This window comes from Natronomonas sp. CBA1123 (genome assembly GCF_009741925.1).
GTDB lineage: Archaea > Halobacteriota > Halobacteria > Halobacteriales > Haloarculaceae > Natronomonas.
The window spans coordinates 154377-180124 of record NZ_WPCC01000002.1 but is presented as its reverse complement, the minus strand read 5'-3'; the positions used below and the strand labels follow the sequence as shown (position 1 = coordinate 180124).

Below are 25748 nucleotides of genomic sequence, written 5' to 3'. Positions count from 1 at the left end.
CTGATCCACTCCGATGTTGGCGGCGTAGAAACTGAAACCAACCTGTGTCTGCCCCTGTATGTTCAGCTAAGAAATGTAAAATTTGATGGCAAAAATGTATATGTATGTTACCATGTAACAGTAACTCCGCGAATGACGATTCATGGCCCGGCCGCCGAACCGATGACACTAGTCTCGGCGTTTGACACGCTTGCTCGGTCACATGGTGACAAAACAGCAATCAGAACGGGCGATACGACGTTAACGTATACAGATTTAGACGAGCGCACAGCAAAACTCGCCAACATCTTCCGATCGCTCGGGCTTGACAGTCAGGATTCAGTAGGCATTCTGATGAAGAATCGTTCGGAGTTCATCGTCACACAAATTGCAGCAGCACGGGCAGGCATCATCGTTGTACCATTAAATAGCGCCATCGACAAGCATTCTATCGAGTCTATTCTAGAGGACGCGAACGTTCGAACTCTCGTCGTCGGGCCAACGATGTTCGATCTCGCCAAAGAGATCCAACAAACCAACCTCAAATCTCTCGATATAATTGGCATCAAAGACAAAGCAGACTTGCCGATCGGATTTCACGGGCTCGAAGAGCTGTTATCGAAGGCCGACACTGACCCACCAGACGTTACGGTCAGCCCAGAGGATACCGCTGCCATCCACTATACAGGTGGGACAACTGGACAGCCGAAGGGGACGCTCCACACGCACTATTCGGTGTTACTGAATATCTATGCACACATCCAAGAACTCGAATTACGCCCCAACGACCGGCAGTTGTTAGTCACGCCACTCGGACATTCAGCGGGGCGTTTTGCTCTTGCTGGACTCGTAAACGGTGCAACAGTCGTCCTGCGGGAGCGAGTCGACAGCGAATCGGTACTACAACTCATCGAGGAGGAATCGATTACGTGGACGTACCTCATCCCGACGATGATTTCAGACCTCCTCGAAGCCCCGTCGGTAGAGGATGCTGACGTTGAATCCCTTCAAACGCTCGTGTACGGTTCAGCCCCGATTACACCGTCTCGCCTCAAGGAAGGACTGGAGGTGTTCGGCGATATTTTCATCCAGTTCTACGGTTTGGCAGAGGTTCCGAACATCGCGACTATTCTTCCGAAAGCACACCATCGCCCACAGGATGAGGAATCGCTAAAATCAGCCGGATTCCCAGCCACCCTCGTCGAAATAGCGCTGTTTTCCGACGAGTTCGACTTCGATGGCCAGATCGGCGAGGTCGGTATCAAAGCCCCGTACGCGGTTGGCGAATATCTAGATGGAACGTCTACTCACGACAGCGATGGCTGGATTAAAACGGGTGATATCGGGAGAATCGACGATGAGGGCCGACTTATCCTTCTCGACCGGAAACAGGATATAATTATCACCGATGGAGAGCCGGTGTATTCGACGGAAGTAGAGGACGTGATTCAGCGACATCCCGATGTGCATCAAGTCGCCGTTATCGGTATTCCAGAATCAGCACATGAGAGAGTCCGAATGGACGACCTGACCGTGGAACAGTCCATCAAAGCAGTCATCGTTCCGGAGGGTGACGCAGAAATCACTCTCGAAGAGCTACAGGAATACTGTGGCGAACAGCTTTCGGAGCGGATAGTACCTGAATCACTAGACACGGTAGGAAAGCTCCCAGAGACAGCATACGGAAAAATCGACAAACGACTGCTGAAAGAGCCGTATTGGTGACTTTCGGCGATGGTGTCGTCCAGACTCCGCGTCGAGTTCCGTGTGGAACCAACCACAGAATTGGAGGTCATTCAATCAGCCACCGATAGCGACTCGGTCGAATTGGACAACGCCCTATATGCGGGCGACGGTCTGTGGTACCAGCATCTAACGGTGACGACCGACCTACCAGTGGGGAGTATTCGAAGCCACCTCTCGGATGGTGTCGTGACCGAACTGGTCGACCTCTCACCGGCCGAGGAGAGCGATTTGACATATTATATTCTGGCACTCATGGAGGAACCGGACCCCTTCGTCGTCTCGGAGGTTACCGAAGTCAAAAGCATTCCCCACCGAATTCGACTGGTAGATGGACAGTTGACTGTCACGGCCTCTGTTGAGGACTGGGAACATCTGAAGCGCGTCGCTGAACACCTCGAAACCAGTTACCGCGATTTCGAATTATTGAGCACCTCACAGACGGCTTGGACGGGGACACCGCTCGGGACGAATCAATTAAAGCACGCCGTCCGTGGAGAGGTAAGCGAATCGCAACTCGAACTACTAGCTGAGGCCTACCGAAACGGATATTTTGATGTCCCGCAAGCAGTGACGGCGAAGGAATTGGCCAGCATTCTCGGGACGAGTCAATCGACGTTGAGCGAAGCATTACGCAACGCACAGTATACGCTATTCGAGATCCTGTTCGGAGAACAATAGTTCACTACACCCGTTTTAAACTAGAGATATTAATCGGCGGGGTTCGGAGCCATGCTCATAATCATTCGTGTGAAACACGGTAGCGCATCGCACGGTAGACAATCACTGAGAGGAGATACGGAAGGGCAACATGGCAACAGAGAACAACCACAATCCAGAGCTTCTATCGCTGGACACCGGCGGCACGATGACAGATTCGTTCGCTGTGGACCAGCAAGGACGATATACGGTTGGGAAAGCACAGACTACACCAGACGACGAATCTCAAGGTGTCATTGATTCGTTCAACGACGCACTCGGCAAGTGGGGGACCTCGATTAAGGGCGGATCGGGGACGCTCCAGGGGACCGTGTATTCGGGAACCGCAATGCTGAATCGACTCCTCGAACGCGAGGGTGACGCCGAGATTGGGCTCATTACGAACCGGGGATTCGAGGACGCACACCGATTCGGGCGAGGAATTCAATCGTGGGCAGACCTCTCCTATGCAGGACGGCTCCATGCTCGCGAACACGAACATCCCGATCCGATCGTCCCACGGGAGAACATTAGAGGCGTACGAGGGAGAGTCCGCCTCGACGGGACTGAGATGGTACCGCTCAACGAGGGGGAGGCCAAGAAATCCATCGCGGACCTCCTCGACCGAGACGTAGACGTCATCTGCGTCACGCTGCTGTATTCGTACCAGAACCCGGAGCACGAACAGCGCCTCAAAGAAATCGCTGAAGACGTCAAGGCCGAACGCGGAGACGAGACACCGGTCTGGCTATCCAGCGACCAAAATCCCGTTCGAGGAGAGCTGCCACGGCTCAATAGTCTTGTACTCGAGGGATATGCTGTCGAACCCTCCCGTAAACAGTTATACAACATCGAGGACGCACTTGAACAGCGCGGCTACGAGGCGCCGTTCAGGGTACTCACGTCCTCCGGCGGGACCGTCGCTCCGGACCACGACTGGCTCGTTGAGACGATGATTTCGGGGCCGATTGGTGGAATATTCGGTGGTGAGTACCTCGCAGATCACCTCGACGTTGACAACCTCGTCTGTTCGGACGTCGGCGGCACGAGCTTCGACGTTGGCCTCATCACAGAAGGCCACTACCCGACGCGATGGGACCAGTCGCTTGCGAAATTCATGGTCAACATCCCGATGGCAGCGATGGATACGATCGGGTCTGGCACTGGGTCGTACGTTCGCGTCGACCGAGCCTCAAATAGACTCGAGGTTGGTCCCGATAGTGCTGGATATCTTGTCGGAGTGTCAAACGAGGACTCCGGTCTCGAAACGCCGACAGTAACCGACTGTACGGCGATGTTGGGCTATATCAACCCGGACTACTTCCTCGGCGGTGATATTCCGCTGAACGTTGATCGGGCAGAGGAGTACATCGAGGACCAGATCGCCGAACCCCTCAATCAAGATCCAGTCGAAACTGCCCGCGGTGTCCTCGATATCGTCGAACGTAACATGACGAACGAACTCCGGGGAATGATTCTCGGCCTTGGCTACTCCCCAGAGAACTACACGCTTGCCTCCTATGGTGGTGGTGGTCCGCTCCACGCCGCGGGATACACACGCGACGTTGATTTCCAAGACGTGTTGATTCCGGAGTGGGCGGCTGCGTTCTCTGCCTTCGGGTGTGCGACTGCTGATTACTCGTATCGATACGACCGATCGCTGGATCTCGTTATCCAGCCTGATATGAGTAATGCCGAGCAAGCCGCTGAAGCGCTTACAGACACATTCTTGGGCCTGAAAGAACAGGCTATCGAAGCCTTCGAGCGGGACGACATCGACATTGAGAAGACCGATTTCAAGCCGGGCGTCCGGATGCAGTACGCCGGGATGTTAGACGACATCGAGATCTCCATCCCCGATGAGATGTGGGACGGCGAGATTGCGGCAGAAGACATCGAACTGCTCATCGACAAATACGAAGAGGAATTCGCGAAGGTGTTCAAGCGCGCTGCCAAGAGCCCAGAGTTGGGATATATGATTACCGTTGCTGTCGGCACGGGTATCGCCCCGTCGCCGAAACCGTCGATTCCTGACGAGGACCTCGTCAGCGCTGACGACCCACCCAACGAGGCGTACAAGGACGGACGCGAGATTTACTGGGACGGTGAGTGGCACGATGCGTCTATCCTCGAAATGGAGCACATCCAGCCCGGCAATACCGTCACCGGCCCGGCCGTCATCGAAGCGCCGGCCACGACGATCCTCGTGCCACCCGGTTTCGAAGCACCGCTCGACAACAACCGAATCTACCACCTCACAAAGCAATGAGTCAGGAACCAGAGACAACACAGGGAATCGCATCCGACGAATACGATCGCGTCGAGCCGCCAATCGGGTGGGACGGCCAAACCCTACAGGAGATGCTCGACGAAAGCGAGCAGTTGCTGGAAGACACCGGTCGGTATCACGGCCGCGAGCGGCTCGAAATGAAAGAGGACGAGCCGTTCCAGTACGAGCGGATGTTCTCGAGACTACGCGGGGCCCTCGTGAACGCTCGGGAAACTGCGCTCCATATCAGTGCGTCTGCTATCGTCCGCGAAATCGGTGAACTCGCGTTCCAGCTCTACACCCCTGAAGGCGACTGTATCGCCACCTCGACCGGTATCATCGTCCACGTTCACACGGGGAGTCTCGCGATCAAGTACATGATCGAGGAGGGGTACGAGCACGGGCGGACGATTCAACCCGGGGATATTTTCTGCAACAACGACAACGATCTCGGCAACGTCCACACGGCGGACGTTCACACACTTATCCCGATATTTTACGATGACGAGTTGATTGCGTGGGCGGACGGTGTCACCCACGAGGTCGACATCGGTGGTTCGACCCGAGGTCACGACCAACTGGCCAGCACGACCCGTTACGAAGACGGCTTGTACGCAACGTGTGAGAAGATCGGCGAAAACGACGAGGTCTACCAAGACTGGCGCGATCGGGCCGAACGCGGCACCCGGACGCCGATGTTCTGGGACCTCGACGAGAAGTGCCGGGTTGCGGGCGCTCACATGATTCGTGAGGCGCTCACCGATCTGGTCGATGAAGTCGGCGTCGAGAGATACAAAGAGTTCACCCGCGAGGCAATCGAGGAAGGCCGCCAGACACTAGAGTCTCGCGTTCAAGAGCGGCTCTTCCCAGGTACCTACCGCGATGCGAGTTTCATGCCAGTGCCGTTCAAGCAGGAAGGCTGGAACCCGGTCTCGCAGAAAGATATGCTCAACCATCTTCCCGTGGAGATGGAAGTCGGCGGCGACGGTGGACTCTCATTGGATATGACGGGTGCGAGTCCTCCTGGACCACACCCATACAACTGTTCTGAAGGATCGATGCAGGGAGGTCTCTGGGTGTCACTAACCCAGTGTCTACTGCACGATGGGAAGGTCAACGACGGATCGTACTTCGCGGTGGACGCGAACTTCCCGGAAGGAAGCGTGGTCAATCCACAGGATCCGAGCCTCTCGTATCACACCGCCTGGGGATCGATCATGCCGACGTATCAGGCAGTCTGGAAGAACATCTCAAGGGCGTTCTTCGCACGCGGGTTCCGTGAAGAGGTCAACACCGGCTACAGTGAGTCCGGTGATACGATGCAGGGCGGCGGATTCAACGAGGTGACAGACGAGTACTTCCCCATCGCTCCGTTCGACCTGTCGTGTCAGGGGATGGGTGCAAGCGCCTCACGGGACGGGCTCGATTACGCCTACACGATGTGGAATCCCGAGACGGACATGGGCGACATCGAGGAATGGGAACTCATCGAGCAGGGACTCCCGTTCCTCAGCCGCCACATAAAGCCCAACACCGCCGGCCACGGGAAATACCGCGGTGGGTCGGGCTGGGAGACACTCCGCGTCGTCGACCGGAGCTACGACATGTCGCTTTACAAGCACGTCCGCCCAGGGGTGACAAACAGTACCTCTGGGATGCACGGTGGGTATCCACAGGCAACGAACTACTCAGTCAGAGTCCATAACACGGATCTCGAAGAGCAGTTCGAGGATGCTGAATACCCGATAAGCGACAAGGTTCCCGGAGACCTCGAGGAAGATGTCGACGGGGACGTCGTTCGGACCGAACGCGGGATTTACTTCCCGACTACGTTCGAGAATCACGACCTCGTTTATTACCACATGGGCGGTGGCCCAGGATACGGGGACCCTCTTGACCGGCCCTTCGATCTCCTCAAGGAAGACCTTGAAAAGGAGATTTACACGCCGGATATCGTCGAGAACGTCTACGGCGTCGTCGGTAATCTTGACGAAGAGGAACGCGAGTTCGAAATCGACCACGACGCGACCGAAGAACGCCGAGAGGAGATCAGAGAGCAGCGCCGCGAGGAATCTCAGTCGGTTCGGTCGTTCATCGACGAGGAACGCGAACGACTCGTGGAGGGTGACCTGAGCGACCCCGCTCGCCGGATGTACAGCGGGGTCTTCGATCGTGGCGACGACTGGTGCGACGACTTCCGTGAGTTCTGGGACCTGCCTGAGAACTTCGAAATCAATATGGGGTGATACACGATGTCGACCGACAAATCACAAATCGAGAAGCTGATCGATGGAACGCTACCGTGGCCAGAACTCCGCGACGATGTCCTTCCAGACCCGAAGGACCCCGAGCGATTTGAGACCACAATCGAGATTCTACAGGAGCGGGTCGATTGGGACGACCGAATACTCGTTCCCCTCAACGACCACTTGTACGTGGTTGCAGGCGATGACGGACGGACGGTCAAAGCCGAATGTGGTCACGAGCTCTGTAGTGCAGATGAGAACTGGAAACTGGAGTGTGACATCCGTGCCCGCGAAGAACAGGAGGAAACCGCCGAGCTGTATCCCGAATTGATGACTCCGGACCCCGACTGGACGTTCCAGATTCGGGAATACTTCTGTCCAGAGTGTTACTCACTGCTCGACGTCGAAGCCGTTCCAGCCGGATATCCGATCTTACAGAAGTTCGAGCCGGATATCGACACGTTCTACGAAGAGTGGCTTGACCAACCCGTTCCAGACGGGCAGTAGCGGAGGTCAGTTTCTAACCACCGATTTTCGATACGATTCCATGATTGAAACAGACGCACATGCACGGACGCTAAAGTCGGTCTTCGAAAAGAGCCTCCGCAAGTACGCCGATCGGGTTGCAGTCCAGTTCGAGGACGAATCGCTCACCTATGCCGAACTGGATGCTAGGGCGAACGCCTTCGCCCACGCGCTCGCCGACCACGATGTCGGCCCCAACGACCGGGTCGCATTGATGCTGACGAACCGGGTTGAGTACCTGATTGCCGATCTTGGTGTCATCAAAGCCGGTGCCACGAAGGTCCCACTCAATGATCAACTGACTGCGGCAGAGTTCGAGTACATGCTTAACGACTCCCATGCGGGGACTGTCGTGTGTGGGCCAGCATTCGTCGATACCGTCGACGACCTGCGGTCCTCGCTTGACGACGTCGAGACGTTCGTCGGGGTGTCGGATGAGGAATCACTCCCCGAGAGTTTTGTGCCGTTCGAGGAGTTCACAGGAGAGGCGTCTGCCCCACCTGAAACGGTAGTTGAACCGTCCGATTTCGTGGGGCACTACTACACTGGTGGAACGACAGGGAAGCCGAAAGGCGTCCTTCATACCCACGAGAACATGACGGTAAACGCGTACTCCCATATTATTGAGCTCGGGATTACCGCCGACGACACGATGTTGCTGATGACGCCGCTTCCTCACTCCGCAGGCGCATTCCTCTGGGCGGGTCTCCTTGCTGGCGCCACAGTTGTCGTCCGCAATGGATTCGACATCGATATCGCTCTCTCGACAATTGAAAATGAATCCATAACGTGGACGTTCATGGTTCCGACCATGATTTATCGGGTCTTGGATTCGCCACAGCTGTCAGACCACGATACGTCATCTCTAGATACGCTCGTCTACGGTGCCGCACCGATGACGCCAGCCCGGTTGCGTGAGGGACTTGACGCATTCGGACCGGTATTTCTGCAGTTCTACGGGCAGACCGAGGTTCCAAATCTGATAACGACCTTCGGCAAACAGGAGCATCAGATTGCTGTGGAACGGGACCTGAACGAACGGCTCTCATCTGCGGGCCAGGCCTGTCTCATGAGTGACGTGAAAATCGTCGACGTAGAGACTGGTGAGGACCTTCCTCCCGGCGAAGAGGGTGAAGTTCTGGCCACCGCACCGTACACAATGGAGAGGTACTACGAACGGCCCGAAGCCACCGAAGAGACAGTTACCGATGGTTGGGTACGTACCGGTGATATCGGCCGAATCGACGAGGACGGATATGTGTACCTCCTCGACCGTGCGAGTGATATGATAATTACTGGTGGGATGAACGTCTATTCCACAGAGGTCGAAGAGGCACTCGGCGAACACGACGGTATCAAGGAAGTCGCCGTAATCGGTATCCCCGACGAGGAGTGGGGTGAAATCGTTACCGCGATTTGTGTTCGACGAGATGAGGCTACCCTCACCGCGTCGGATATCTTCTCGTTCGCGGATGAGCAGTTAGCCGACTACAAGAAGCCGAAGCGCGTCGAATTCGTCAACGAGATTCCAAAGACACCGTACGGAAAAATGGATAAAAAGGCACTTCGCGACGAATACTGGGAAGACGAGGATCGCGAAATCAGCTAAACGCTGTATTTTTAATTTGATGGCTCTGTTGAAACCCTCAACAAGTGATAGGTTTCAGGCGCAGTGCTGCATACAGGGCGCATAGCCACCAGCTCAAGATCCAATATCATAGACTCAAACTGCCAAGTACAGGCAAGACACTTAGTTCTCGGGAGACCATCGCGAATATGGATCGCCGCCAGTTCCTCATGGGGACAACTGGTGTAGTGGCCAGCTGTGCCGGTTGCTCGGATTTCTCCTCTCAGTCGGTACCGCTCAACCTTGCCGTGTTCAACCACTCTGAAAGCTGGTACAGGGTCGAGTTCGAACTGTTTCGGACCGACGGGAATCAGTCTGCACCGGAGCAAGCGAGGGTGTACTTCGAACGGATAGACATTGAGCCACGGCAGGAGGACGCGAGCGGCCCGTCGATGACACTACGAGAGGCCGTTGCCGAGTCCAGACCCTACGTCGTCCGGTACAGGGCGTGGAGGGAGTTCGGTTCTGCAAAGTACCCGGGCGTTTTCGACAAAGGCCACATCCACTTCTTCCCGCCGGATGACGACGGCCCCAGTGATGCCGTCGTATTCCGCATCTACCCCGAAAGGGGGATGGAACGAGACTGACGGTCTCGCACACCCACTGCGAGCCCAATTCTGTAGGTGCCACCTGAAAGAAACGAAGACATCGCGGTGAAAACACTCTCCGTATGTAGCACGCCAGTTTTGACACAAGGTCGGTAGGTTGGTGCTCTATGTCGGTAAGCGGGTCATCTGTATTAACCGGGACTGGGGGCAATGTATCATCTACTGAGGATTTCAACAGCGCCAATTTGATATAAATTGGCGACAGCTATCACAGCGTCAAACTCCGAGGCATTCATTCGGTTCTGCCTGTAGAAAAGCGTTAAACCCTTTTTGTGAGCCATTTACCAAAATCAAGTTGCGACCCACCACAGCCGGCTAGCGATTCGAATGGTCGGTAGGAGTTTAGCTGAAAGTAGGCGCTAAGCCCCCTTCCTCAGCGAGCGCCGACCGAACGGGAGGCGCGAGCAGGGAGGGGATACAGCGCCGCATAGTTCTCATACACAATTCTGTGGCAGGCCCACAGGCCCACGCAATCGCAACGTTTTTGTGCATATAGTGAATACTATGCATACGGTGAAGCGGACCACAATCACGCTCCGAGAAGACCAACACGAGTGGATTCAGGACAATCACCTGAACCTCTCGTCGTTTATCCGCGAGTGTCTCGACGAGCACATTGAGGAACACGGGTAGCCGTGTACTACGCCTACAAGTACCGTCTCAAGCCGTCCGATGCCCACCGAGAGGAGTTGGACCGCCACCGAGACATTTGTAGGCAACTCTACAATCACGCGCTCTACCGCTTCAACCAAATCCCCGAGGACGCAGGCACGCTCAATCAGCGTGTTCGGTCCATCCGAGACGAACTTCCCAGTCTCAAAGACTGGTGGGATGGCCTCTCCGACGTGTACTCGACAGTCCTACAAACGACTGTCATGCGAATTGAGCAGAACGTCAAGTCCCTCGGGGAACTCAAGAATAACGGCTACGGCGTCGGTCACCTCAAGTGGAAGCCGCCACGGGAGTTCCGAAGTTTCACGTACAGCCAGTGTGGCTTCAAGCTCGACAAGAAGGGCGGTCAGACTGTCCTGTCACTCTCGAAACTCGCGGACATACCAATTCGGCTTCACCGCGCCATCCCCGACGACGACACCGTGAAACAGGTCACGGTCAAGAAGGAACCGACGGGCGAGTGGTTCGCCACGTTCGGCATCGAACTGGACCGTGACCCGCCCGAACCGCCCGAGAATCCCGAGCGGTGCGTCGGAATCGACGTGGGGATTCTCAAGTACGCTCACGATACGGACGGTCACGCCGTCGGGTCGCTCGACCTCTCCGCCGAACGGGAGCGGCTGGAACGTGAACAGCGGTCCCTCTCGCGGAAACAGCACGGGTCGAACAACTACGAGAAGCAACGGCGGCGGGTCGCAGAGTGTCACGCCAACCTCCGACGGAAGCGGCGCGACTTCTTGCACAAGCTCTCGAACTACTACGCTCGGGAGTACGACCTCGTGGCGGTCGAAGACCTGAACGTGAAGGGGATGCTCGAATCGACGTCGAACAGCCGCAACACGGCGTCAGCGGCATGGCGAACGTTCCTCTCACTACTTGAGTACAAGTGCGAGCGGGAGGGGACGCACTTCGTGGCGGTCAACCCGAGAGGGACGACCAAGGAGTGTGCGGCCTGTGGGACTTCGACGGAGAAGCCGTTGTGGGTCCGCGAACATTCCTGTCCCGCCTGCGGGTTTGAGGCAGACAGGGACGCGAACGCGGCGTGGAACATTCTTTCTCGCGGCCTCGAAGACGTAGGAGTGGGACACTCCGAATCAACGCCTGTGGAGACTGCGCTCCCTGTGGATACGTCAGTATCTGCAAAGCGCGTCGTGGAAGCAGGAAGCCCTACCCTCAACGAGCGAACCGCGCAAGCTGTGAGCGAGTAGGGTAGGGTAGTTCACAAAGCCATCTACAAGCCGATCGACCAACTGTAAAGTACTGAGCAGACGGGGCTTGAATCGTCTACATTGAGAGCACCGCGCTCGACGTCTACTAACAGTCAGTCGTCCAGCCCTTCCTGTTCGCGAAGTGACTGCCGGCGGACCTTTCCCGTCGTCGTCCGGGGGAGTTCCGCAACGAACTCGACTTCGCGAGGGTACTCGTACTTTGCCAGCCGGTCCTTGACGTGGGCCATTAACGTCTCACGGAGCTCGTTGCCGGGGTCGTACCCATCGGCGACCAGTACGAACGCCTTCGGGACCTCCCCGCGCTCCTCGTGGGGGACACCGATGACGGCGGCGTCCGTGACGGCGTCGTGGCTGGCCAGCGATTCTTCGATCTCCTCGGGGCCGATGCGGTAGCCCGAAGAGATGATGACATCGTCCTTTCGGGACTCGAAGTAGAAGTAGCCGTCCTCGTCGATCCGACCGAGGTCCTCAGTCAGCAACCACCCGTTCCGGACCTTGGTGTCGGTCTTTGCAGGCTCGTTCCAGTACTCCTTGAAGCAGACTGGGTCGCCCTCATATCTGACGGCGATCTCGCCGACCTGGTTCGGCTCGACTGTAGGCTCGCCGGTCTCCGGATCAACGATGGTAACTTCGTGACCCGGTGCGGCCAAGCCCATTGACCCAGTGCGCTGTTCTGCCAGCGACCCGTTTTCGACGACGGTCACGTTGGCCTCGGTCTGTCCGTACCCCTCGTGGACAGCGGCGCCGCTGAACGTTTCTGCCGCCCATTCCGCGACCGACTCGCCGAGCGTCTCGCCACCGCTTCCGATGACGCGCAGCGAGTCCACGTCGTATTCCTCGCTGGGTACCTGCATCATGAACTTGAGTGCCGTCGCCGGCGCGAACAGCATCGTGATGTCGTAGCGGTCCAGCAGGTCGAACGCCTTCGCCGGGTCGAACTCGCCGCCATGATACGCCAGTACCGGCCGCCCGTAGAACAGCGCCGGGAAGACGATGTTGAACAGCGAGGCGATCCAGGCCCACTCCGCCGGCGTCCAGAACCGCGTCTCGTCACCGAATTCGAAGTCGGCAACCGTCTGGATACCCGGGAGGTGCCCCAGCAACACACGGTGGGCATGCCGGACGCCCTTCGGATCGCCCGTCGTCCCAGAGGTGTAGATGAGCAGCGCGTCGTCCTCCGCAGGGGTGTCGACTGCTTCGTACTCGGCGTCCCGACCGGCCACGGCGTCGGCGTACGCCTGCTCGTCGCCTTCCGGTTGCCCGTCGACAACGAGTACCGACGCCAAATCGAGGTCATAGTCGTCACGAGCACGCCGGAGCGCACCGACGTTACTGCCGTCGACGATACAGGCGCTCGCGCCGGCGTCGGCCAGCCGATAGCCCAGCCCGTCCGGTCCGAACAGCGTCGACAGCGGTACCGAAACCGCACCAAGCTTCCAGGCCGCAACGTGGGCGATTGCTGTCTCGGGCTTCTGGGGCAGATTTACACCGATTCGGTCTCCGCGCTCAACGCCGCTGGCCGCCAGGTGGTTCGCCAACCTGCTCGCCGCGGCCTCGAATTCGGCGAACGTATACGTGTCCGTCGCACCAGACTCGTCCTCAACGAACAGAGCCGTCTGCTCAGGTGTCTCTTCGGCCCACCGATCGCAGACGTACGCGGCGATGTTGAACCGGTCCGGGACCTCCCACTCGAACCAGTCGCGTATCTCTTCGAAAGTCTCCCAATCGTGCTCGTGAAAATGGTACCTGTCCAGACGTTCAATTGTGGCCATGTGACACATAAACTAGTGGCCCAATCAAAATCGTTTTGTCTAGCGACCCTCTGAGCGCCGTCGATTCGTGATTCCAATCTGTCACATCTGATGCGTCCGAACGATCAGTCGTCGGGGGAACGCAGCAGCCCATTCAAAGCGGCTCCTCGCCCTCGATGATACGCTTTGCCCGGCGGGCCAGTTCGGGGACACCTTCCTCTAAGGCGGGATAGAGCGGATCGTCGGCGTCACCCGACAGATAGCGGTAGTACATCGCCTCGGAGGTAGTGACAACTTTGTAGCCAGCCAGTCCCCGGTAGAACCGCTCGTTGGTGAACGCTCTTCCGGTCCGGTCCTCATACCGGTCGACCAGTTCGCGCCGACTATGGTAGTCCGCATGCTCCATGAACTGGGGGACGAGTTCCTCGGGGAGACCGATATCGCGGTCGTCGGCGTTCCGCCAGAAGACCAGCATCCACCCCAGGTCCGCAAGCGGGTCTCCCAGCGTACTCAGTTCCCAGTCGAGAACTCCGGCGACCTCGGGCGGCGTCCCGGGCGCGAACATGAGGTTGTCAAGCTTATAATCGCCATGAACGAGAGCATGATCGGCCTCATTAGGGACGTTCTCGGCCAGCCAGTCGCCGACCTCACGGACGTGTGGTACCTTGCGGTCCTGCTCGGTCTTCTGGAGAATCCAGTCCAACTGCTCAGTGAAGTTCTCGACCTGCCGTTGAAGATAGCCTTCGGGATACCCGAACTCGCCCTCAGCCAGTCCGACCGCCTCATAATCCACCGCATGGATGGCCGCAAGTGTGTCCACTAAGCGCTCACCGACTGCGCGGCGGTGTTCCGGGGTAGCGAACCGGGCTGGTTCGCTGGTCCGCAGTACGTCCCCGTCAAGACGCTCCATCAACACGAAATCACTGCCGAGCACGTCGGAGTCATCGCAAGTCGCCACAACCTCCGGCACCGGCACCTCGCCGGCAACGGCGTCCATCACTCGGGCCTCCCGGAGTACGTCGTGGGCTCCCTCCGCGTGATCACCGACAGGCGGGCGCCGCAGAATTAGATCGCGGCCGTCCCACTCGACGAGCAGTGTCTCGTTTGAGAACCCGCCCTCATGGCGCTCGACGGCGAGGGACGCGTCCGGCGAACCACCGAGTTCCTCATGACAGAACGCTTCCAACGCGTCCGCAGAGACGAGATCATCGGCGTCAGTCATGGTGCAACGCCCCCTGAAAATGGATCAAAGAGTTCCTCGATCAGCATCGTGGTGGCACGTCACTCCCCTGCATTATAGCGGTTCGGGCGACTGTCGCGAGCGACCGTGTGAACCGCCTCGGGGGCAAGCCCCGAGGCACTCGGTCTGTTTCGCCTGTAGATTCTATCCTCGAAGAAGGATAGCATTCGTTGCTGAGTTTTAACCAACATCTGGGCCGATCACTCTGGGCTTGTTGGTTAACGCAAGTGACGAACTACGGAAATCATTCCGGAAGGAAGGGGGAACACGAACAATAGAAGAGAAGACGCCATCGTCCGTGTCCTCGACTCGTTTCCAGAAACGCGGAAACGACACGCCGTAGCTTATCGGACATTCGGCTGTTCTGTAGGGTATAGGAGGGAATGATTATCAAATGCCATTCACGGTTGATTTTTTCGATGATGGCCGCATTCTAGAGTGGGAAGCAACCGCCGGCGGCGCCGTCGCAACAGAACGCGATAACTACACACCGCGCTTCTACGTCGCCGCTCGCGACCCAGAGACCGACCTCGACCTCACGACACTCCAGTCGGTGTACGATCAGCACCCGGACGTCGTCACGACCGAAATGGTTGCGCGACGGCCGGGCTTTCGACGGGACGAGGAACCAGTCCTCGCCGTCGACGTCGCCCACATCGACCGCGTCACCCCACTCGCCCGGCAGGCACGCCAGCTGTCGGAGTATCCAGTCGGGGATCTCGCCTGTTTCAACGTCGACTTCTCGCGAGAGTTCCGGTACTGTCTGGAGACCGGCGTCAATCCGACGCCGGCGAGCGAGCTGTCGACGCTCCGGCTCAGCGTCCCGGTGACCGAAACGAGTAACGACACCTATGGAGAGCTGTCCGTCGCCGGCAACACCGTCACTGGCTCGCCTCCGGACATTCTGTCGGCCGTCCAAGGGGCGATCGACACACACGATCCGGACGTCCTGGTCTGTTCGACGAGCGAAATCGTCCCGACCCTCCACGAAATGGCAACTGACGCCGGCGTCGACGACTTCTCACTGAGTCGGTGGCCGGACATCGACTATCAGCAGCTCGCGAGCCGGTCGACGTACTCGAGCTACGGTCGCGTCGGTCACTCGCCGGCACGTTACAACGTGCCCGGCCGGGCGATCATCGACAAGTCGAACACGTTCTTCTACGGGGAGACGAACCTCGACGGCGTCCTCGACCTCGTGTCGCGCTCGAAAAAGCCCGTCCAGGAGCTTGCGTGGGCGTCGATCGGGAACGTGCTCACCGCCATCCAGATCTGCGAGGCCCACGGCCGCGGCGTCCTCGTCCCGTGGACCTCCTGGCGCCACGAGTTCTACAAGCCGATGGGGACGCTCCACGACGCCGACCGTGGCGGCTTCATCTTCGCTCCCGAGGTCGGTCTCCACGAGAACGTCCACGAACTCGATTTCTCCTCGTTGTACCCGAACATCATCTGTACCCGGAACGTCTCACCGGACGTCATCCGGTGTGACTGCCACAGCGACCGCGACGACGTCCCCGGCCTCGGATACTCGATCTGCGACGACCGGGGCTACCTCGTCGACGTGCTCCAGCCGATCATCGACGCTCGCGACGAGATCAAGGCGGCCATCCGTCGCGAGCATGAGCGGGACGACCCCAATGAGGACCGACTCGCGGAACTCGAGGGACGGTCGGGAGCGCTAAAATGGATCCTCGTCGCCTGCTTCGGCTATCAGGGGTTCAGCAACGCGAAGTTTGGCCGCATCGAGTGCCACGAGGCGATTAACGCGTTCGCCCGTGAGATTCTGCTGGCGGCGAAACAGCGGCTGGAAGCTGGCGGCTGGCGCGTCGTCCACGGCATCGTCGACTCAATCTGGGTGACCCCGGACCCTGACATCGACAACGATGACCGTGAAGAACTCGAGGCACTCGCGACGGAGGTCACGGAACGCGTCGAGATTCGGCTCGAACACGAGGCCCACTACGACTGGGTGGCGTTCGTCCCGCAGCGCGAGAGCGACGCCGGCGCGTTGACGAAGTATTTCGGGAAGGTCGCCGGCGACGACGACTTCAAGATCAGAGGTATTGAAGCCCGACAGCGTTCGACCCCGCCGTTCATCGAGGACGTCCAGCGGGACTGTCTCGACCAGCTCGATGCCACGCGGTCACCGGACGCGGTGATCGGACGGCTCGAACGAGCAATCGATGAACTGCAGGCGGGCAACGTAGCAGTAGAACGGCTCGTCGAGCGGAATCGTGTCTCCAAACCGCTGGAGGGCTACTCACAGAATACCCAGAATGTGGCCGCCTTGAAGCGAGCCCGCGAGCAGGACCTGGCAGTCCACCCGGGCCAGGATATCGAGTATGTGGTCGTCGACGACGAGAAATCCTCGCGAGACCGGGTCGCCCTCGCCCACGAAGCGATCGAGACCTACGACGCCTCCTACTACGAGAGGCAGCTGGTCAGAGCGGTCGAGAGCGTGCTTTCACCGCTCGGGTGGGACCGGTCCGACATTCGTCGAGAGCTCTCCGGTGAGAGGGACGCCGTTTTGAGCTCGTTCGGAGCCTCGAACGAATTGTCGTAGTGGACCTCACCTCAGATTTCCGTCGTTTCGATCCAACCCCACGTTTCCGACGTTCCTTGTCCGATATCAGCCGGGAAGTTCCGTAATTCGGTGGAATTGGATGGCTGACAATATGGCGTGAGTTTCGTCGGGGTTTCCGGTCCATAGTGCACACCTGAAGTGTTGAAACGTAGTCAGTCACACAGACAGACGCCGCCTTCCCGGATCTGGCTTACTGCGAACTGATGGACAGCGCTGGCGAGGTCGGTCATTGCTTCCGCCTGCTCTTCGGTTGGACGCCCGCCGCCGTAATAACTCTCTGTCCGGTTCTCGCTGTAGAGGTCCTTCATCGCCTCTGCAGTCTCCCGCTCAAACAGCCCGATTTGGTGGGCACGCTCGTAGCTGAACTGATGGTCCTGAAAGTCCTGAAGCGTATCGTTCGTCATCGCAAGTGCGTACGCCTCGATTGACCGTTCAATTGCGCCGAAACAGATCTCGATGACGGCCGTGTAGTACCCGTCCTGTGACTGGAGCGTGTCAACGACCTCGAGGAGGCGGCACGCTTTCGTCAGCTGTGTCTTCCAGTCTTCGTCAGCACTAATCCCGTCCTCGAACGCTGTCTGACCGTGTCCGACCATCTCGAAAGCATCCTGTGCGCGGTCGAGTGCTGCGAGCACAGCGGTCGGGTCCGAGCCGTTACTCATCAGTGACTCCTTCCTCCAAGAGGAGGTTCTCGACGGTTTCGAAGTCACTCGTCTTGTAGACCGGAATCCCCGAAACGACGATCTCCCGGATGTCTTCGGTGTACGTCGGAATCGCCTGGACGGCCTCGACATCGATATCGTAGGCGTATCGGTCACCATCGAACTCCGTGTCTTCGAGATCACGGGCAATGGCGTTCGCTTCTCGTTGGCTTTCCGCCCGCCCAGACCGGGTTAGCACCCAGAGATCGATATCGCTCCGCCGGTCAGCCTCGCCCCGAGCCACACTCCCATAGAGAATGATGCCGACCACATCGATGATGTTCTCACGAAGTTCCGTGACCGCAGCTTTGACCGGTTGGTGATACTCTGGCTGAGGAATGCGAAGGATCGGATCGTCCGGGATAGACAGGCGTTGTCTGTTGATCTGGACGAGTCGCTGGTTGCTTTCAGGCGATTCGATGACCAGGTCGTTAGCGCTGAGAACGTTTACTGCCCGTCGGACGGACTGGTGTGAGTGACCAATCTGTGTCGCGAGTTCTCGCAGTGAGAAGTCACTGAATCGGTGATTTGTTAAAAATAGAAGGACGTCACTCGTCGCCTTGTGTTTGAATAAATCCGGATCTGAAGGCGGTATTGAAAGAGAAATAGCTGTCCCAGACGAATTCGTACTATTCGTCTCACGGTCCATATGCCGTATCACGGACCACTACTATAAAAACCTTATATATGTACCGGGACCGACCTAAGTATTCATCTGCCAGCAACGGACGTGCGAAGAACGAGATGTGTCACCTCCGAACCTCACCACGTTTGGTCGCTGGGGCTAGAAAGTCCCACTCTCGGATGGCAAAACCCACAATTTCGATTCGCCGCTGGACCGGTTCCCACTCACGCGCAATCTCTCGGCGACGATCCTTTTCGGTGACATCGAGTCCCTGATCAGCGATCGTCCCGCGAAGTTGATTCGGTGATTCGACGTCGAACTCGTCCTTCCATCCTCGGACCCAATCATTCATTTTGGGAGCCGCTCGGTGAGGTATTCACCCGTCGAGAACTCGCGGAGACACGGGTGCCGGAGCTGTCGGCGTTCGCGAACATGAAGAATAATTAACCAACATAGGAGACATTTGGAGAAGTATTGTTGGTTAATCGCGGTTCTCATGAAGGCGCGTACTGAAGATTGCACGTATACCACTCCGTCCTTGATTAGAACAACAGACTAGGAAACAGTCAGTCCGTATACTGGCTATAAAAACACCTATATCAACAGAGATAGATTGTGTTACTACCGAGATGTCCCCGAAAGAGCTTCCCGATCGCGCGCCAGGGACATACGTCTCCTATCACCCAAATCCCTACTATTCGCCTGAGACGCTCCCTATAGAGCCAAAGCTTGAAATCACCGATCAGACACACGCTCTCGTAACTGATGCCGCACATCAGATCGGTCGTGTCGACGGCATCAGTTCAACCGTTGATTTCTCAACAGTACTCTATACTTCACTTATTCGGATTGAGGCTGTCGAATCCGCACGTATCGAAGGGGCAGATGTTGTATACCAAGACGTTGAAGCATATCACACCCAGAATCCCACGGTTGAAACAGACCCGACAGTCGAAAAAGACCTGAAAGAGGCACTCAACTACGAAAACGCGCTTACCCACGGGCTCGAGAAAGTCAAGAGTGGAGATGAAATAACGCTCTCGCTCATCAAACGCCTTCACTCGATGCTGCTTGAAGACGTCCGAAACGACGGAGACGTTGTCGGGGACTTCCGGGACCACATGGTTCATCTAACAAGTCCCCAGTCGGGAGAACGCCCGTTCGTTCCCCCACCGCCGGAAGCGCTCGACGCACTGATGCAGTCTCTTGAGGGATACGTCCGGATGGGCGGACAGTATCATCCACTCGTGGATGCTGCAATTATCCACTACTTTTTCGAGACAGTCCATCCGTTCTCGGACGGGAACGGTCGACTTGGCCGCCTCCTCATTATTCTCTATTTGACGAGCCAAGGGTATCTCGAGAGTCCGTACATCTACCCGAGCGCGTACTTCAACCGGCACAAAGTCGAATACGTTGAACGAATGCGGGCGGTCAGTGACGAGGGTGCGTGGAACGAATGGTTCCAATTTTTCCTCGAAGGGCTCCGAAGTCAAGCGGAAACATCGTACGACCGAACCCACCAGCTCCGTGAACTCCAGGAGCGCTACGAGAAGGAGTATCCGGGCAACACGAAAACGGATCAGTTTGCACGCCAGTTACTCCAGTATCCGTATTTTACGGCACCGGATCTCGTGGAGTATCTCGACGTCTCTCGTCGGACTGCCTACAAGGTCGTCGACAATCTCGAATCGGATGGCCTCATCGAGGAAGTGACCGGGAAAGAACGCGGAAAAGAGTACAAAGCCGTTGACGTGTTCAATATTCTCGAGTAAACTACCTCGGTGGCAGTCCTGAGACGTTCTGCCTGCTCTGTCGGAGAATGAGAGTTGAGATTAGATTGAATTTTGATTCAGCTTTGTCGGTGGTGGTTAACCAACATAACAGACGCAGTGAACAATTTTGTTGGTTAATGAATGTGGCGTTCGTTCGAATTGTCTGGCGGGGTGAATAGTGATCGAATCGTATCGTATTAGTGAGTATTTCCACGAAGAAGAGCAGACACGGGTATGGCGAGAAATCATTGTCGTACCCGAAGCCCCTACGAAAGGACACCGGGTTTCCGGTGAAATACCCGGAGCCAACTCTGTAACTCATGATGAACCAACAGTATTGGCAGTTTTATGCACCGTGGCTAATAGAGTCACGCCGATTTGGTGGCCCAAGGGACACACCACGTTTCCGGTGTATCGAGTCAAGAAGCCCGTTGGGTCAAGATGATAGTTTGAGACGTCCTAAGAATCGACTCCGACACACACACACACCACGTTTCCGGTGAAATGCCTATCAAAAGACGCTGTGCCTGCAGTATATCGCTGTGGTAGCGATTGTATAACTGTTCTTTCCTAGATGTACGTCTGACATAGTTTTATTACTATTACCTGAGTACCGACCACTGACTTCATCGTCAGCAAAGAATGAAGACGACAGCTGTCGTCTTCCAGCTTCAGTTGATCTAACCGACTCTTGCTACTTGCGGGCGTGAACATTCGCATTCGTCTGCTTTCTCTGGTTCTACAGTTTCTGTCCTAACACGAGTCCTGGAAACCTCTTCAGCTGGGATCTGCCAAGCCAATGGATGGACTCCGTCCATTGAACAGGCCGTAACATGCTCTGTTTGGTACTGAGTTGCGATTCTAACCGTCTTTCCGATACCTCGATACCCCTCTTTCATCTGGAGTAGATACACTCATAATTCGGGTTTCACCGGAAACCCGGTGTGTGTGTCTCGGGGGAAGCTTCAAGTCGTTTCACCGGAAACTCGGTGTCAACGAGTATGTCTCAGTCTGACGAACTATTCACCCGGGAAGATCCGATCTTTGTGAACAAGGAACTCTTAGAAATTAACCACCTCCCGGATGAGGGACGCATCGTTGGGCGGGACGACGAGATTAGTAAACTTGCGAATGCAGTGAATCCGGCTATCTTTGGCCAGAGTCCGAGCAACGTTCTCATTTACGGTAAGACGGGAACTGGGAAATCTTTGTGTGCGAAATACGTATCAACACGACTTGTCGAAACTGCTGCCGAGGAGAACGTTAACGCGAAGACTGCCTACGTTGACTGTGCACAAGATACAACTGAAACACAAGCTGTTCAAACCATCGCTAGCAAACTCAATGACCCTGACACGACTGGCGTTAACATCCCAGATAAGGGAATCAGTACCGCGACGTACTACAAGCGGCTCTGGAAAATTCTGGATGAGCAGCACGACGTTGCGTTAATTATCCTTGATGAAATCGACAAACTCGAGGACGACAGCATCCTGATGCAGCTCTCACGAGCGGGAGAAGCGGGGAAAATCGAGAGTTGTAAGATCGGCGTGATTGGGATCAGCAACAAGATTCGGTACAAAGACCGAATGGACGAGCGTGTTAAAAGTAGTCTCTGTGAGCGTGAGTTCGTCTTCCCACCATACGATGCCGGACAACTGAATGATATCATGGAAGCACGACGAGATGCCTTCCGTGACGGTGTTCTAGACGAGAGCGTGATTTCTCGCACTGCAGCACTGGCCGCTCGCGAACACGGGGATGCACGCAAGGCAATTGACATCCTCCGATACGCCGGCGAGATCGCACAATCCGAGGAGGCAGAAGTCGTCCGTGAGGAGTTCGTCGACCGGGCCCGTGACCAGGCAGAAACCGATCGGTTCCGTGAACTCATTCGAGGTTCGACACCCCACTCACGATACGTACTACAAGCATTGACAATCCTCTCGCTTAATTCGCCCGAAAAAGAGGGATTCAGAACAACTGCTATCTACGATTTATATGAGCAAATTTGCCGACAGGAGGGCTCCGAGGGACTTTCGTTGCGTCGGGTTCGTGACCTCCTGAAAGAACACGCGTTCTTGGATGTTACCGAGCAATCTCGATGCTCCGGTGGTAGTGCTGAAGGTAGCTACACTGAACATCAACTCCTTGAAGACCCGGAAGTCATCCAGAGTGTCCTCTCGGGAAGCCTTGATTCTGAGTGAATAGGTCTCGACTGTTGGCTTCATCCTACAACTTTTGTCTTGCTAGGCCAGTGTCTGCGGTACTTCCTTTTTGATACAATCTCCAGTTGTAACACTGGCTTCATTTTCACCGGAAACCCGGTGTGTATGGATCTCACCTCACTTTACGGTAGAATTGGAATAGATTCACACACAAACCCGTAAACAGCATTGCTAGCTCTATTCAAGATAACTTACACCGGAAACGTGGTGTCTCCCCTTCGTGTTTGCTGCGATGTATTTTACCGAACAACTGGTGTCCGCGGTCGAATTATGGCAATTTTCGCGTAGAGATTTTGGAGCGATAATCTAAGAATTGACTATGGATCGTTCACCGGAAATCTGGTGTGAATGAGAAACAGAGCTGACTAGGTACTCGCTGGTGAATTTCGAACGTCGGAGCCACGGTCCCGGTTCAGGGACGTCTCTTGAGTTCCAATTCGGTGAGCGTCCAGAGACGATTCTCGAAACGCTTCGTGAAGACTCTAGAATCGACATGGTTGCCTCATCTGAAGTTGAGTCAGTCGTCAACGCACAGATCCGCAACGAAACCTGACACGTAGCGAGCGGAAGCCCCCCGCTCAGGCGTGAGAGGATATCAAACGGACCGTCTCCATTGTCGCGGTTTTGTTTCGGCACACCCCTCTATCGATGTGTACAGTTTGGCTGTTATCGTGACACACGGTTGTTGAGTGAAAATCTGCGATTTCCAAATCACCTCAAGGGTCACCGAAACACCCCTCTATCGATATGTAAATTCCCTCAAAACACTCCGTATGTCTCGAAATCAGGGTTTCAGGGAACATCGATTGGTGGCTGTTCAACTGGAGATTGGTCGTTGGGTCGGGACACCCCTCTATCGATGTGTTCGTCCTCGGTAGTTGGCTTGGACACACCCCTCTATCGATGTGTTCTCAACTAGTCCAGTGTCTCGAATTCGCCGAAGATTCACATACTATCGCGGCGTCAACAGAGAGAATGGCGACGATTTGGCTCACAATTGCAAGTCCCACGACCGAGGCGGTCGTCAACCCGTTGCTTGCAGCCTGCGACGACCACTTCGTGCCGGATGAAATCCATCTACTCACGAATCCTGGTCTTGATCATGTAACGCCGACGTTGGTCTCGCTGCTCGAGGACGTCGTCGCGACCTACGACACAACAGCTACTGTCGATACGCACCGGCTAGAGGCTGAAACCGACTACGGAGCTATCGCCTCGTTTTTCGTCGACAGCATTGCGACCGGCACGACCGACGACACCGTTGCGATAGATATCACGCCGGGTCGGAAATTCATGTCGGCAATCGCGTTCCAAGCGGGCCTCAAGCACGGCGCCGATCACGTCTTTTACCTCCACCTTCAGTCGACGGCGTACGGCCGGTGCTATCCGGACATCCCGCGAACGAACGTTGACCTCGTCGATTTCACGGAGGTGGTCTAATGTACATCCAGCGTGACCACCTCGTCACTCTTCTCAACGCGCTCTATGACAGCGGTGTGTCCTCGATTCCGGTCAAACATCCCTGCGACGACATCGGCGAACTGCTCCGCATTGAGCTCGAAGCTGCAGGGCAAGCCACTGTCCGTTTCACAAAAGGCGCTGTGACCTATCGGGATGCTCGGGAAACAATCGAACTCGAATACGGTCCAAGAGCGTACAATGACTTGCCTGACGCGAACAGCTACGTCCGCGCTTTCGTTGGCAGTGGGTTGGTGTCCCCGGAAAACGCTGATGCGATTGCTGAGTTTGTACAGCAGCATGGCTACCCGGATCTTGAGGCGGGCCACGATCCGGTGATGATTGGGCTCGATACGAATCTGATGGGATTTCGACTCACCGAGGCACTCGATATCGATCCGGTTTCAGGGTCTCGCGATGGGGCCAATCGACGGCCGACGATGGGATATGCACTCTCGAAAGGCGTTAAGAAAGAACTCGATTGGTACTACAACCACTACGATACGGCGGATTTGACAGCGGCCTTCGGCGAGGAGTTTACTCGGTTACAGAACCAACCTGCAGGGAGCAACCGTGAGGGATTCTTGGGACTGTATGAGTTTCGCCGGTTGGCCTCACGCCGGCGAACAGACCTTGTTCCCGGAGAAGACGGCGACGTTGAGAAAGGCGACGCAGCGATTATTCAGGCCTATCGCGAGTACGATCAGGGTAATCGAAAGCGAGTGTTGCTCTTTAGCAACGACTATGCGTTCATCGACAACGCTCAGGACGTCGGTCTTCGGGCCCAACACGTCACCTTCCCGGTCGACTTACCTCGAAAAACGACAGTCCCGTGGCGGGGAGTGACGACGCTGCTGTACATTCTCGCGGTCCAATTCGGCGTCCTTCAGTTGCCGAAACTGACGCTCTACGGCGTCTGGGAGAATAAATCCGGAAAACACTGGCAGGACGAAGCGTTGTTCGTCGACAATCGGAGTCCCGTGGTCGGTGAGGCACTTGAACGGGCTGTCTCGATTGTTGAGCGGTTTGAAAACGTCTAATTCCGAAGAAATGGCATTCTAATCGGGGCTGACGGGTCCTTTGTATTTTGACCGGATTTTGTCGCCATCCCGCCACTGCCAGTAGTAGTAGCGATTGTCGTTGATTTCTTTGATCGTGATCGTCGCCTTTGTGGGCACTTCATCCGGCAAGTCGTCAGGTCGCGCTTTGACCTCGGAGTCGTCTGACTCCTCCTCGAGGCGCGTCTCACGTTCCTTGTGTTCAGCCAATGTCTCCGCGTAGTGGGCGACGTGCTGGAGTTGGTCTGGGGAGTATCCGTTGAGCGTGTCGACGAGGTCTGTCGGGAGCTCCGCGGGTGGGGTCGGTGGTTCGTAGGACATCAGCAGTCGCCTCGTGTTAACCAACATACCTCGCTATATACATAGAATTGTTGGTTAACGAATCTGCCATCGACTGCCAAGGACGCAATCGCTACATACTGTCCCCGCAGATACCATCGTGTCCCTGTCGGGACCGCCCAATAACGTATGCATGAATTTCGGTGGCGAGCTCGTACATCGCTTCAGCACGCGCTGCTGAGGCGAGCCCATCCTGATAGTATGTTTTTGCTCGATGGTCGCGCCAGAGATTTGCGAGATCAGCCGCTATCGATTCTCCGAACATACCAGCTGCCGCCGCCTCTCGGTAGACACCAGGATGCGTGCCGGGTAGATCGTCCGGCTGCATGGTGCCGCGTTCGAGGAGATATTTATAATTCGTCCATCGCCGCTTCTTGGCCGTGGAAACGTAT

General features: G+C 56.4%; 18 protein-coding genes and 3 pseudogenes. 14 read left to right on the top strand and 7 right to left on the bottom strand.

The window, feature by feature from the left end; all coding sequences use genetic code 11:
- Nucleotides 1-132 precede the first annotated feature (132 nt).
- The 8 genes from GJ631_RS02230 (at nucleotide 133) to GJ631_RS02195 (ending at nucleotide 11576) form a co-directional block, all read left to right on the top strand.
- Nucleotides 133-1704: a class I adenylate-forming enzyme family protein gene (locus tag GJ631_RS02230; RefSeq protein WP_197424727.1), complete on the top strand. Its 1572-nt coding sequence runs from the start codon at nucleotides 133-135 to the stop codon at nucleotides 1702-1704.
- Between the two features lie 207 nt (nucleotides 1705-1911).
- Nucleotides 1912-2403: a helix-turn-helix domain-containing protein gene (locus tag GJ631_RS02225; RefSeq protein ID WP_370518529.1), complete on the top strand. Its 492-nt coding sequence runs from the start codon at nucleotides 1912-1914 to the stop codon at nucleotides 2401-2403.
- A gap of 130 nt (nucleotides 2404-2533) precedes the next feature.
- Nucleotides 2534-4690, top strand: a complete 2157-nt coding sequence (locus tag GJ631_RS02220; protein WP_156707583.1) for a hydantoinase/oxoprolinase family protein — start codon at nucleotides 2534-2536, stop codon at nucleotides 4688-4690.
- A 92-nt stretch (nucleotides 4691-4782) separates the two neighbouring features.
- Complete coding sequence (locus GJ631_RS02215; RefSeq protein WP_197424723.1) at nucleotides 4783-6936, top strand: hydantoinase B/oxoprolinase family protein; 2154 nt, start codon at nucleotides 4783-4785, stop codon at nucleotides 6934-6936.
- Between the two features lie 6 nt (nucleotides 6937-6942).
- Complete coding sequence (locus GJ631_RS02210) at nucleotides 6943-7443, top strand: acetone carboxylase subunit gamma (RefSeq protein ID WP_129069576.1); 501 nt, start codon at nucleotides 6943-6945, stop codon at nucleotides 7441-7443.
- A 40-nt stretch (nucleotides 7444-7483) separates the two neighbouring features.
- Entirely contained in the window at nucleotides 7484-9070 is a 1587-nt protein-coding gene (locus tag GJ631_RS02205; protein WP_156707581.1) for a class I adenylate-forming enzyme family protein, read from the top strand.
- A 167-nt stretch (nucleotides 9071-9237) separates the two neighbouring features.
- Nucleotides 9238-9675 carry a hypothetical protein gene (locus GJ631_RS02200; RefSeq protein WP_156707580.1) on the top strand — a complete coding sequence of 146 codons (438 nt, stop codon included), beginning with the start codon at nucleotides 9238-9240 and terminating at the stop codon, nucleotides 9673-9675.
- Nucleotides 9676-10331: 656 nt separating this feature from the next.
- Nucleotides 10332-11576, top strand: coding sequence for an RNA-guided endonuclease InsQ/TnpB family protein (locus tag GJ631_RS02195; RefSeq protein WP_370518528.1), 1245 nt, complete (start codon nucleotides 10332-10334; stop codon nucleotides 11574-11576).
- 113 nt (nucleotides 11577-11689) lie between these two features.
- Here GJ631_RS02195 and GJ631_RS02190 read toward each other — a convergent pair whose 3' ends face one another.
- The gene (locus GJ631_RS02190; protein ID WP_156707579.1) at nucleotides 11690-13369 is read right to left on the bottom strand and encodes an acyl-CoA synthetase; all 1680 of its coding nucleotides are present in this window, start codon (nucleotides 13367-13369) and stop codon (nucleotides 11690-11692) included.
- A 133-nt stretch (nucleotides 13370-13502) separates the two neighbouring features.
- Complete coding sequence (locus GJ631_RS02185; RefSeq protein WP_156707578.1) at nucleotides 13503-14570, bottom strand: phosphotransferase family protein; 1068 nt, start codon at nucleotides 14568-14570, stop codon at nucleotides 13503-13505.
- Nucleotides 14571-14982: 412 nt separating this feature from the next.
- On the opposite strand from GJ631_RS02185, the gene GJ631_RS02180 reads away from it, so the two are divergent.
- Nucleotides 14983-17151, top strand: coding sequence for a type B DNA-directed DNA polymerase (locus tag GJ631_RS02180; RefSeq protein ID WP_156707577.1), 2169 nt, complete (start codon nucleotides 14983-14985; stop codon nucleotides 17149-17151).
- Nucleotides 17152-17324: 173 nt separating this feature from the next.
- Here the strand turns inward: GJ631_RS02180 and GJ631_RS02175 are convergent, their stop codons facing one another.
- From GJ631_RS02175 to GJ631_RS19375, 3 genes and pseudogenes are all read right to left on the bottom strand, one after another.
- Entirely contained in the window at nucleotides 17325-17834 is a 510-nt protein-coding gene (locus GJ631_RS02175) for a DNA-binding protein (protein WP_231753853.1), read from the bottom strand.
- Nucleotides 17827-18522, bottom strand: coding sequence for a nucleotidyltransferase domain-containing protein (locus GJ631_RS02170; RefSeq protein ID WP_156707576.1), 696 nt, complete (start codon nucleotides 18520-18522; stop codon nucleotides 17827-17829). The genes GJ631_RS02175 and GJ631_RS02170 overlap by 8 nt, the downstream gene beginning before the upstream one ends.
- 100 nt (nucleotides 18523-18622) lie before the next feature.
- Nucleotides 18623-18921, bottom strand: a pseudogene (locus GJ631_RS19375) (hypothetical protein); the annotation flags it as partial.
- A gap of 206 nt (nucleotides 18922-19127) precedes the next feature.
- Between GJ631_RS19375 and GJ631_RS02160 the strand changes: the two are divergent.
- The 5 genes and pseudogenes from GJ631_RS02160 to GJ631_RS02140 all read left to right on the top strand — a co-directional run bounded on the left by GJ631_RS02160 (nucleotide 19128) and on the right by GJ631_RS02140 (nucleotide 24999).
- Nucleotides 19128-20273 (top strand): Fic family protein, encoded by a 1146-nt coding sequence (locus GJ631_RS02160; protein WP_156707574.1) that lies wholly within the window; start codon nucleotides 19128-19130, stop codon nucleotides 20271-20273.
- 1001 nt (nucleotides 20274-21274) lie between these two features.
- The gene (locus tag GJ631_RS02155; protein ID WP_156707573.1) at nucleotides 21275-22480 is read left to right on the top strand and encodes a Cdc6/Cdc18 family protein; all 1206 of its coding nucleotides are present in this window, start codon (nucleotides 21275-21277) and stop codon (nucleotides 22478-22480) included.
- A gap of 379 nt (nucleotides 22481-22859) precedes the next feature.
- Nucleotides 22860-23054: pseudogene (locus tag GJ631_RS19370) on the top strand (cell division control protein Cdc6); the annotation flags it as partial.
- 422 nt (nucleotides 23055-23476) lie between these two features.
- Nucleotides 23477-23941, top strand: coding sequence for a hypothetical protein (locus GJ631_RS02145; RefSeq protein WP_156707572.1), 465 nt, complete (start codon nucleotides 23477-23479; stop codon nucleotides 23939-23941).
- Nucleotides 23941-24999: a hypothetical protein gene (locus GJ631_RS02140; protein WP_156707571.1), complete on the top strand. Its 1059-nt coding sequence runs from the start codon at nucleotides 23941-23943 to the stop codon at nucleotides 24997-24999. Before GJ631_RS02145 ends, GJ631_RS02140 begins: the two co-directional genes overlap by 1 nt.
- A gap of 18 nt (nucleotides 25000-25017) precedes the next feature.
- On the opposite strand, the gene GJ631_RS02135 is transcribed toward GJ631_RS02140, so the two are convergent.
- Together GJ631_RS02135 and GJ631_RS19365 are read right to left on the bottom strand one after the other, a co-directional pair.
- The gene (locus GJ631_RS02135) at nucleotides 25018-25338 is read right to left on the bottom strand and encodes a hypothetical protein (protein ID WP_156707570.1); all 321 of its coding nucleotides are present in this window, start codon (nucleotides 25336-25338) and stop codon (nucleotides 25018-25020) included.
- Nucleotides 25339-25429: 91 nt separating this feature from the next.
- A pseudogene (locus GJ631_RS19365) lies at nucleotides 25430-25702 on the bottom strand (hypothetical protein); the annotation flags it as partial.
- Nucleotides 25703-25748 lie beyond the last annotated feature (46 nt).

Bases quoted from the DNA above. Each gene is read 5' to 3' on its own strand.
- GJ631_RS02175 (WP_231753853.1), bottom strand. From the start codon at position 17,834: ATGAGTAACGGCTCGGACCCGACCGCTGTGCTCGCAGCACTCGACCGC.
- GJ631_RS02190 (WP_156707579.1), bottom strand. From the start codon at position 13,369: ATGGCCACAATTGAACGTCTGGACAGGTACCATTTTCACGAGCACGAT.
- GJ631_RS02215 (WP_197424723.1), top strand. From the start codon at position 4,783: ATGCTCGACGAAAGCGAGCAGTTGCTGGAAGACACCGGTCGGTATCAC.
- GJ631_RS02170 (WP_156707576.1), bottom strand. From the start codon at position 18,522: ATGGACCGTGAGACGAATAGTACGAATTCGTCTGGGACAGCTATTTCT.
- GJ631_RS02155 (WP_156707573.1), top strand. From the start codon at position 21,275: ATGTCTCAGTCTGACGAACTATTCACCCGGGAAGATCCGATCTTTGTG.
- GJ631_RS02205 (WP_156707581.1), top strand. From the start codon at position 7,484: ATGATTGAAACAGACGCACATGCACGGACGCTAAAGTCGGTCTTCGAA.
- GJ631_RS02200 (WP_156707580.1), top strand. From the start codon at position 9,238: ATGGATCGCCGCCAGTTCCTCATGGGGACAACTGGTGTAGTGGCCAGC.
- GJ631_RS02180 (WP_156707577.1), top strand. From the start codon at position 14,983: ATGCCATTCACGGTTGATTTTTTCGATGATGGCCGCATTCTAGAGTGG.
- GJ631_RS02145 (WP_156707572.1), top strand. From the start codon at position 23,477: ATGGCGACGATTTGGCTCACAATTGCAAGTCCCACGACCGAGGCGGTC.
- GJ631_RS02210 (WP_129069576.1), top strand. From the start codon at position 6,943: ATGTCGACCGACAAATCACAAATCGAGAAGCTGATCGATGGAACGCTA.
- GJ631_RS02140 (WP_156707571.1), top strand. From the start codon at position 23,941: ATGTACATCCAGCGTGACCACCTCGTCACTCTTCTCAACGCGCTCTAT.
- GJ631_RS02230 (WP_197424727.1), top strand. From the start codon at position 133: ATGACGATTCATGGCCCGGCCGCCGAACCGATGACACTAGTCTCGGCG.
- GJ631_RS02160 (WP_156707574.1), top strand. From the start codon at position 19,128: ATGTCCCCGAAAGAGCTTCCCGATCGCGCGCCAGGGACATACGTCTCC.
- GJ631_RS02135 (WP_156707570.1), bottom strand. From the start codon at position 25,338: ATGTCCTACGAACCACCGACCCCACCCGCGGAGCTCCCGACAGACCTC.
- GJ631_RS02220 (WP_156707583.1), top strand. From the start codon at position 2,534: ATGGCAACAGAGAACAACCACAATCCAGAGCTTCTATCGCTGGACACC.
- GJ631_RS02185 (WP_156707578.1), bottom strand. From the start codon at position 14,570: ATGACTGACGCCGATGATCTCGTCTCTGCGGACGCGTTGGAAGCGTTC.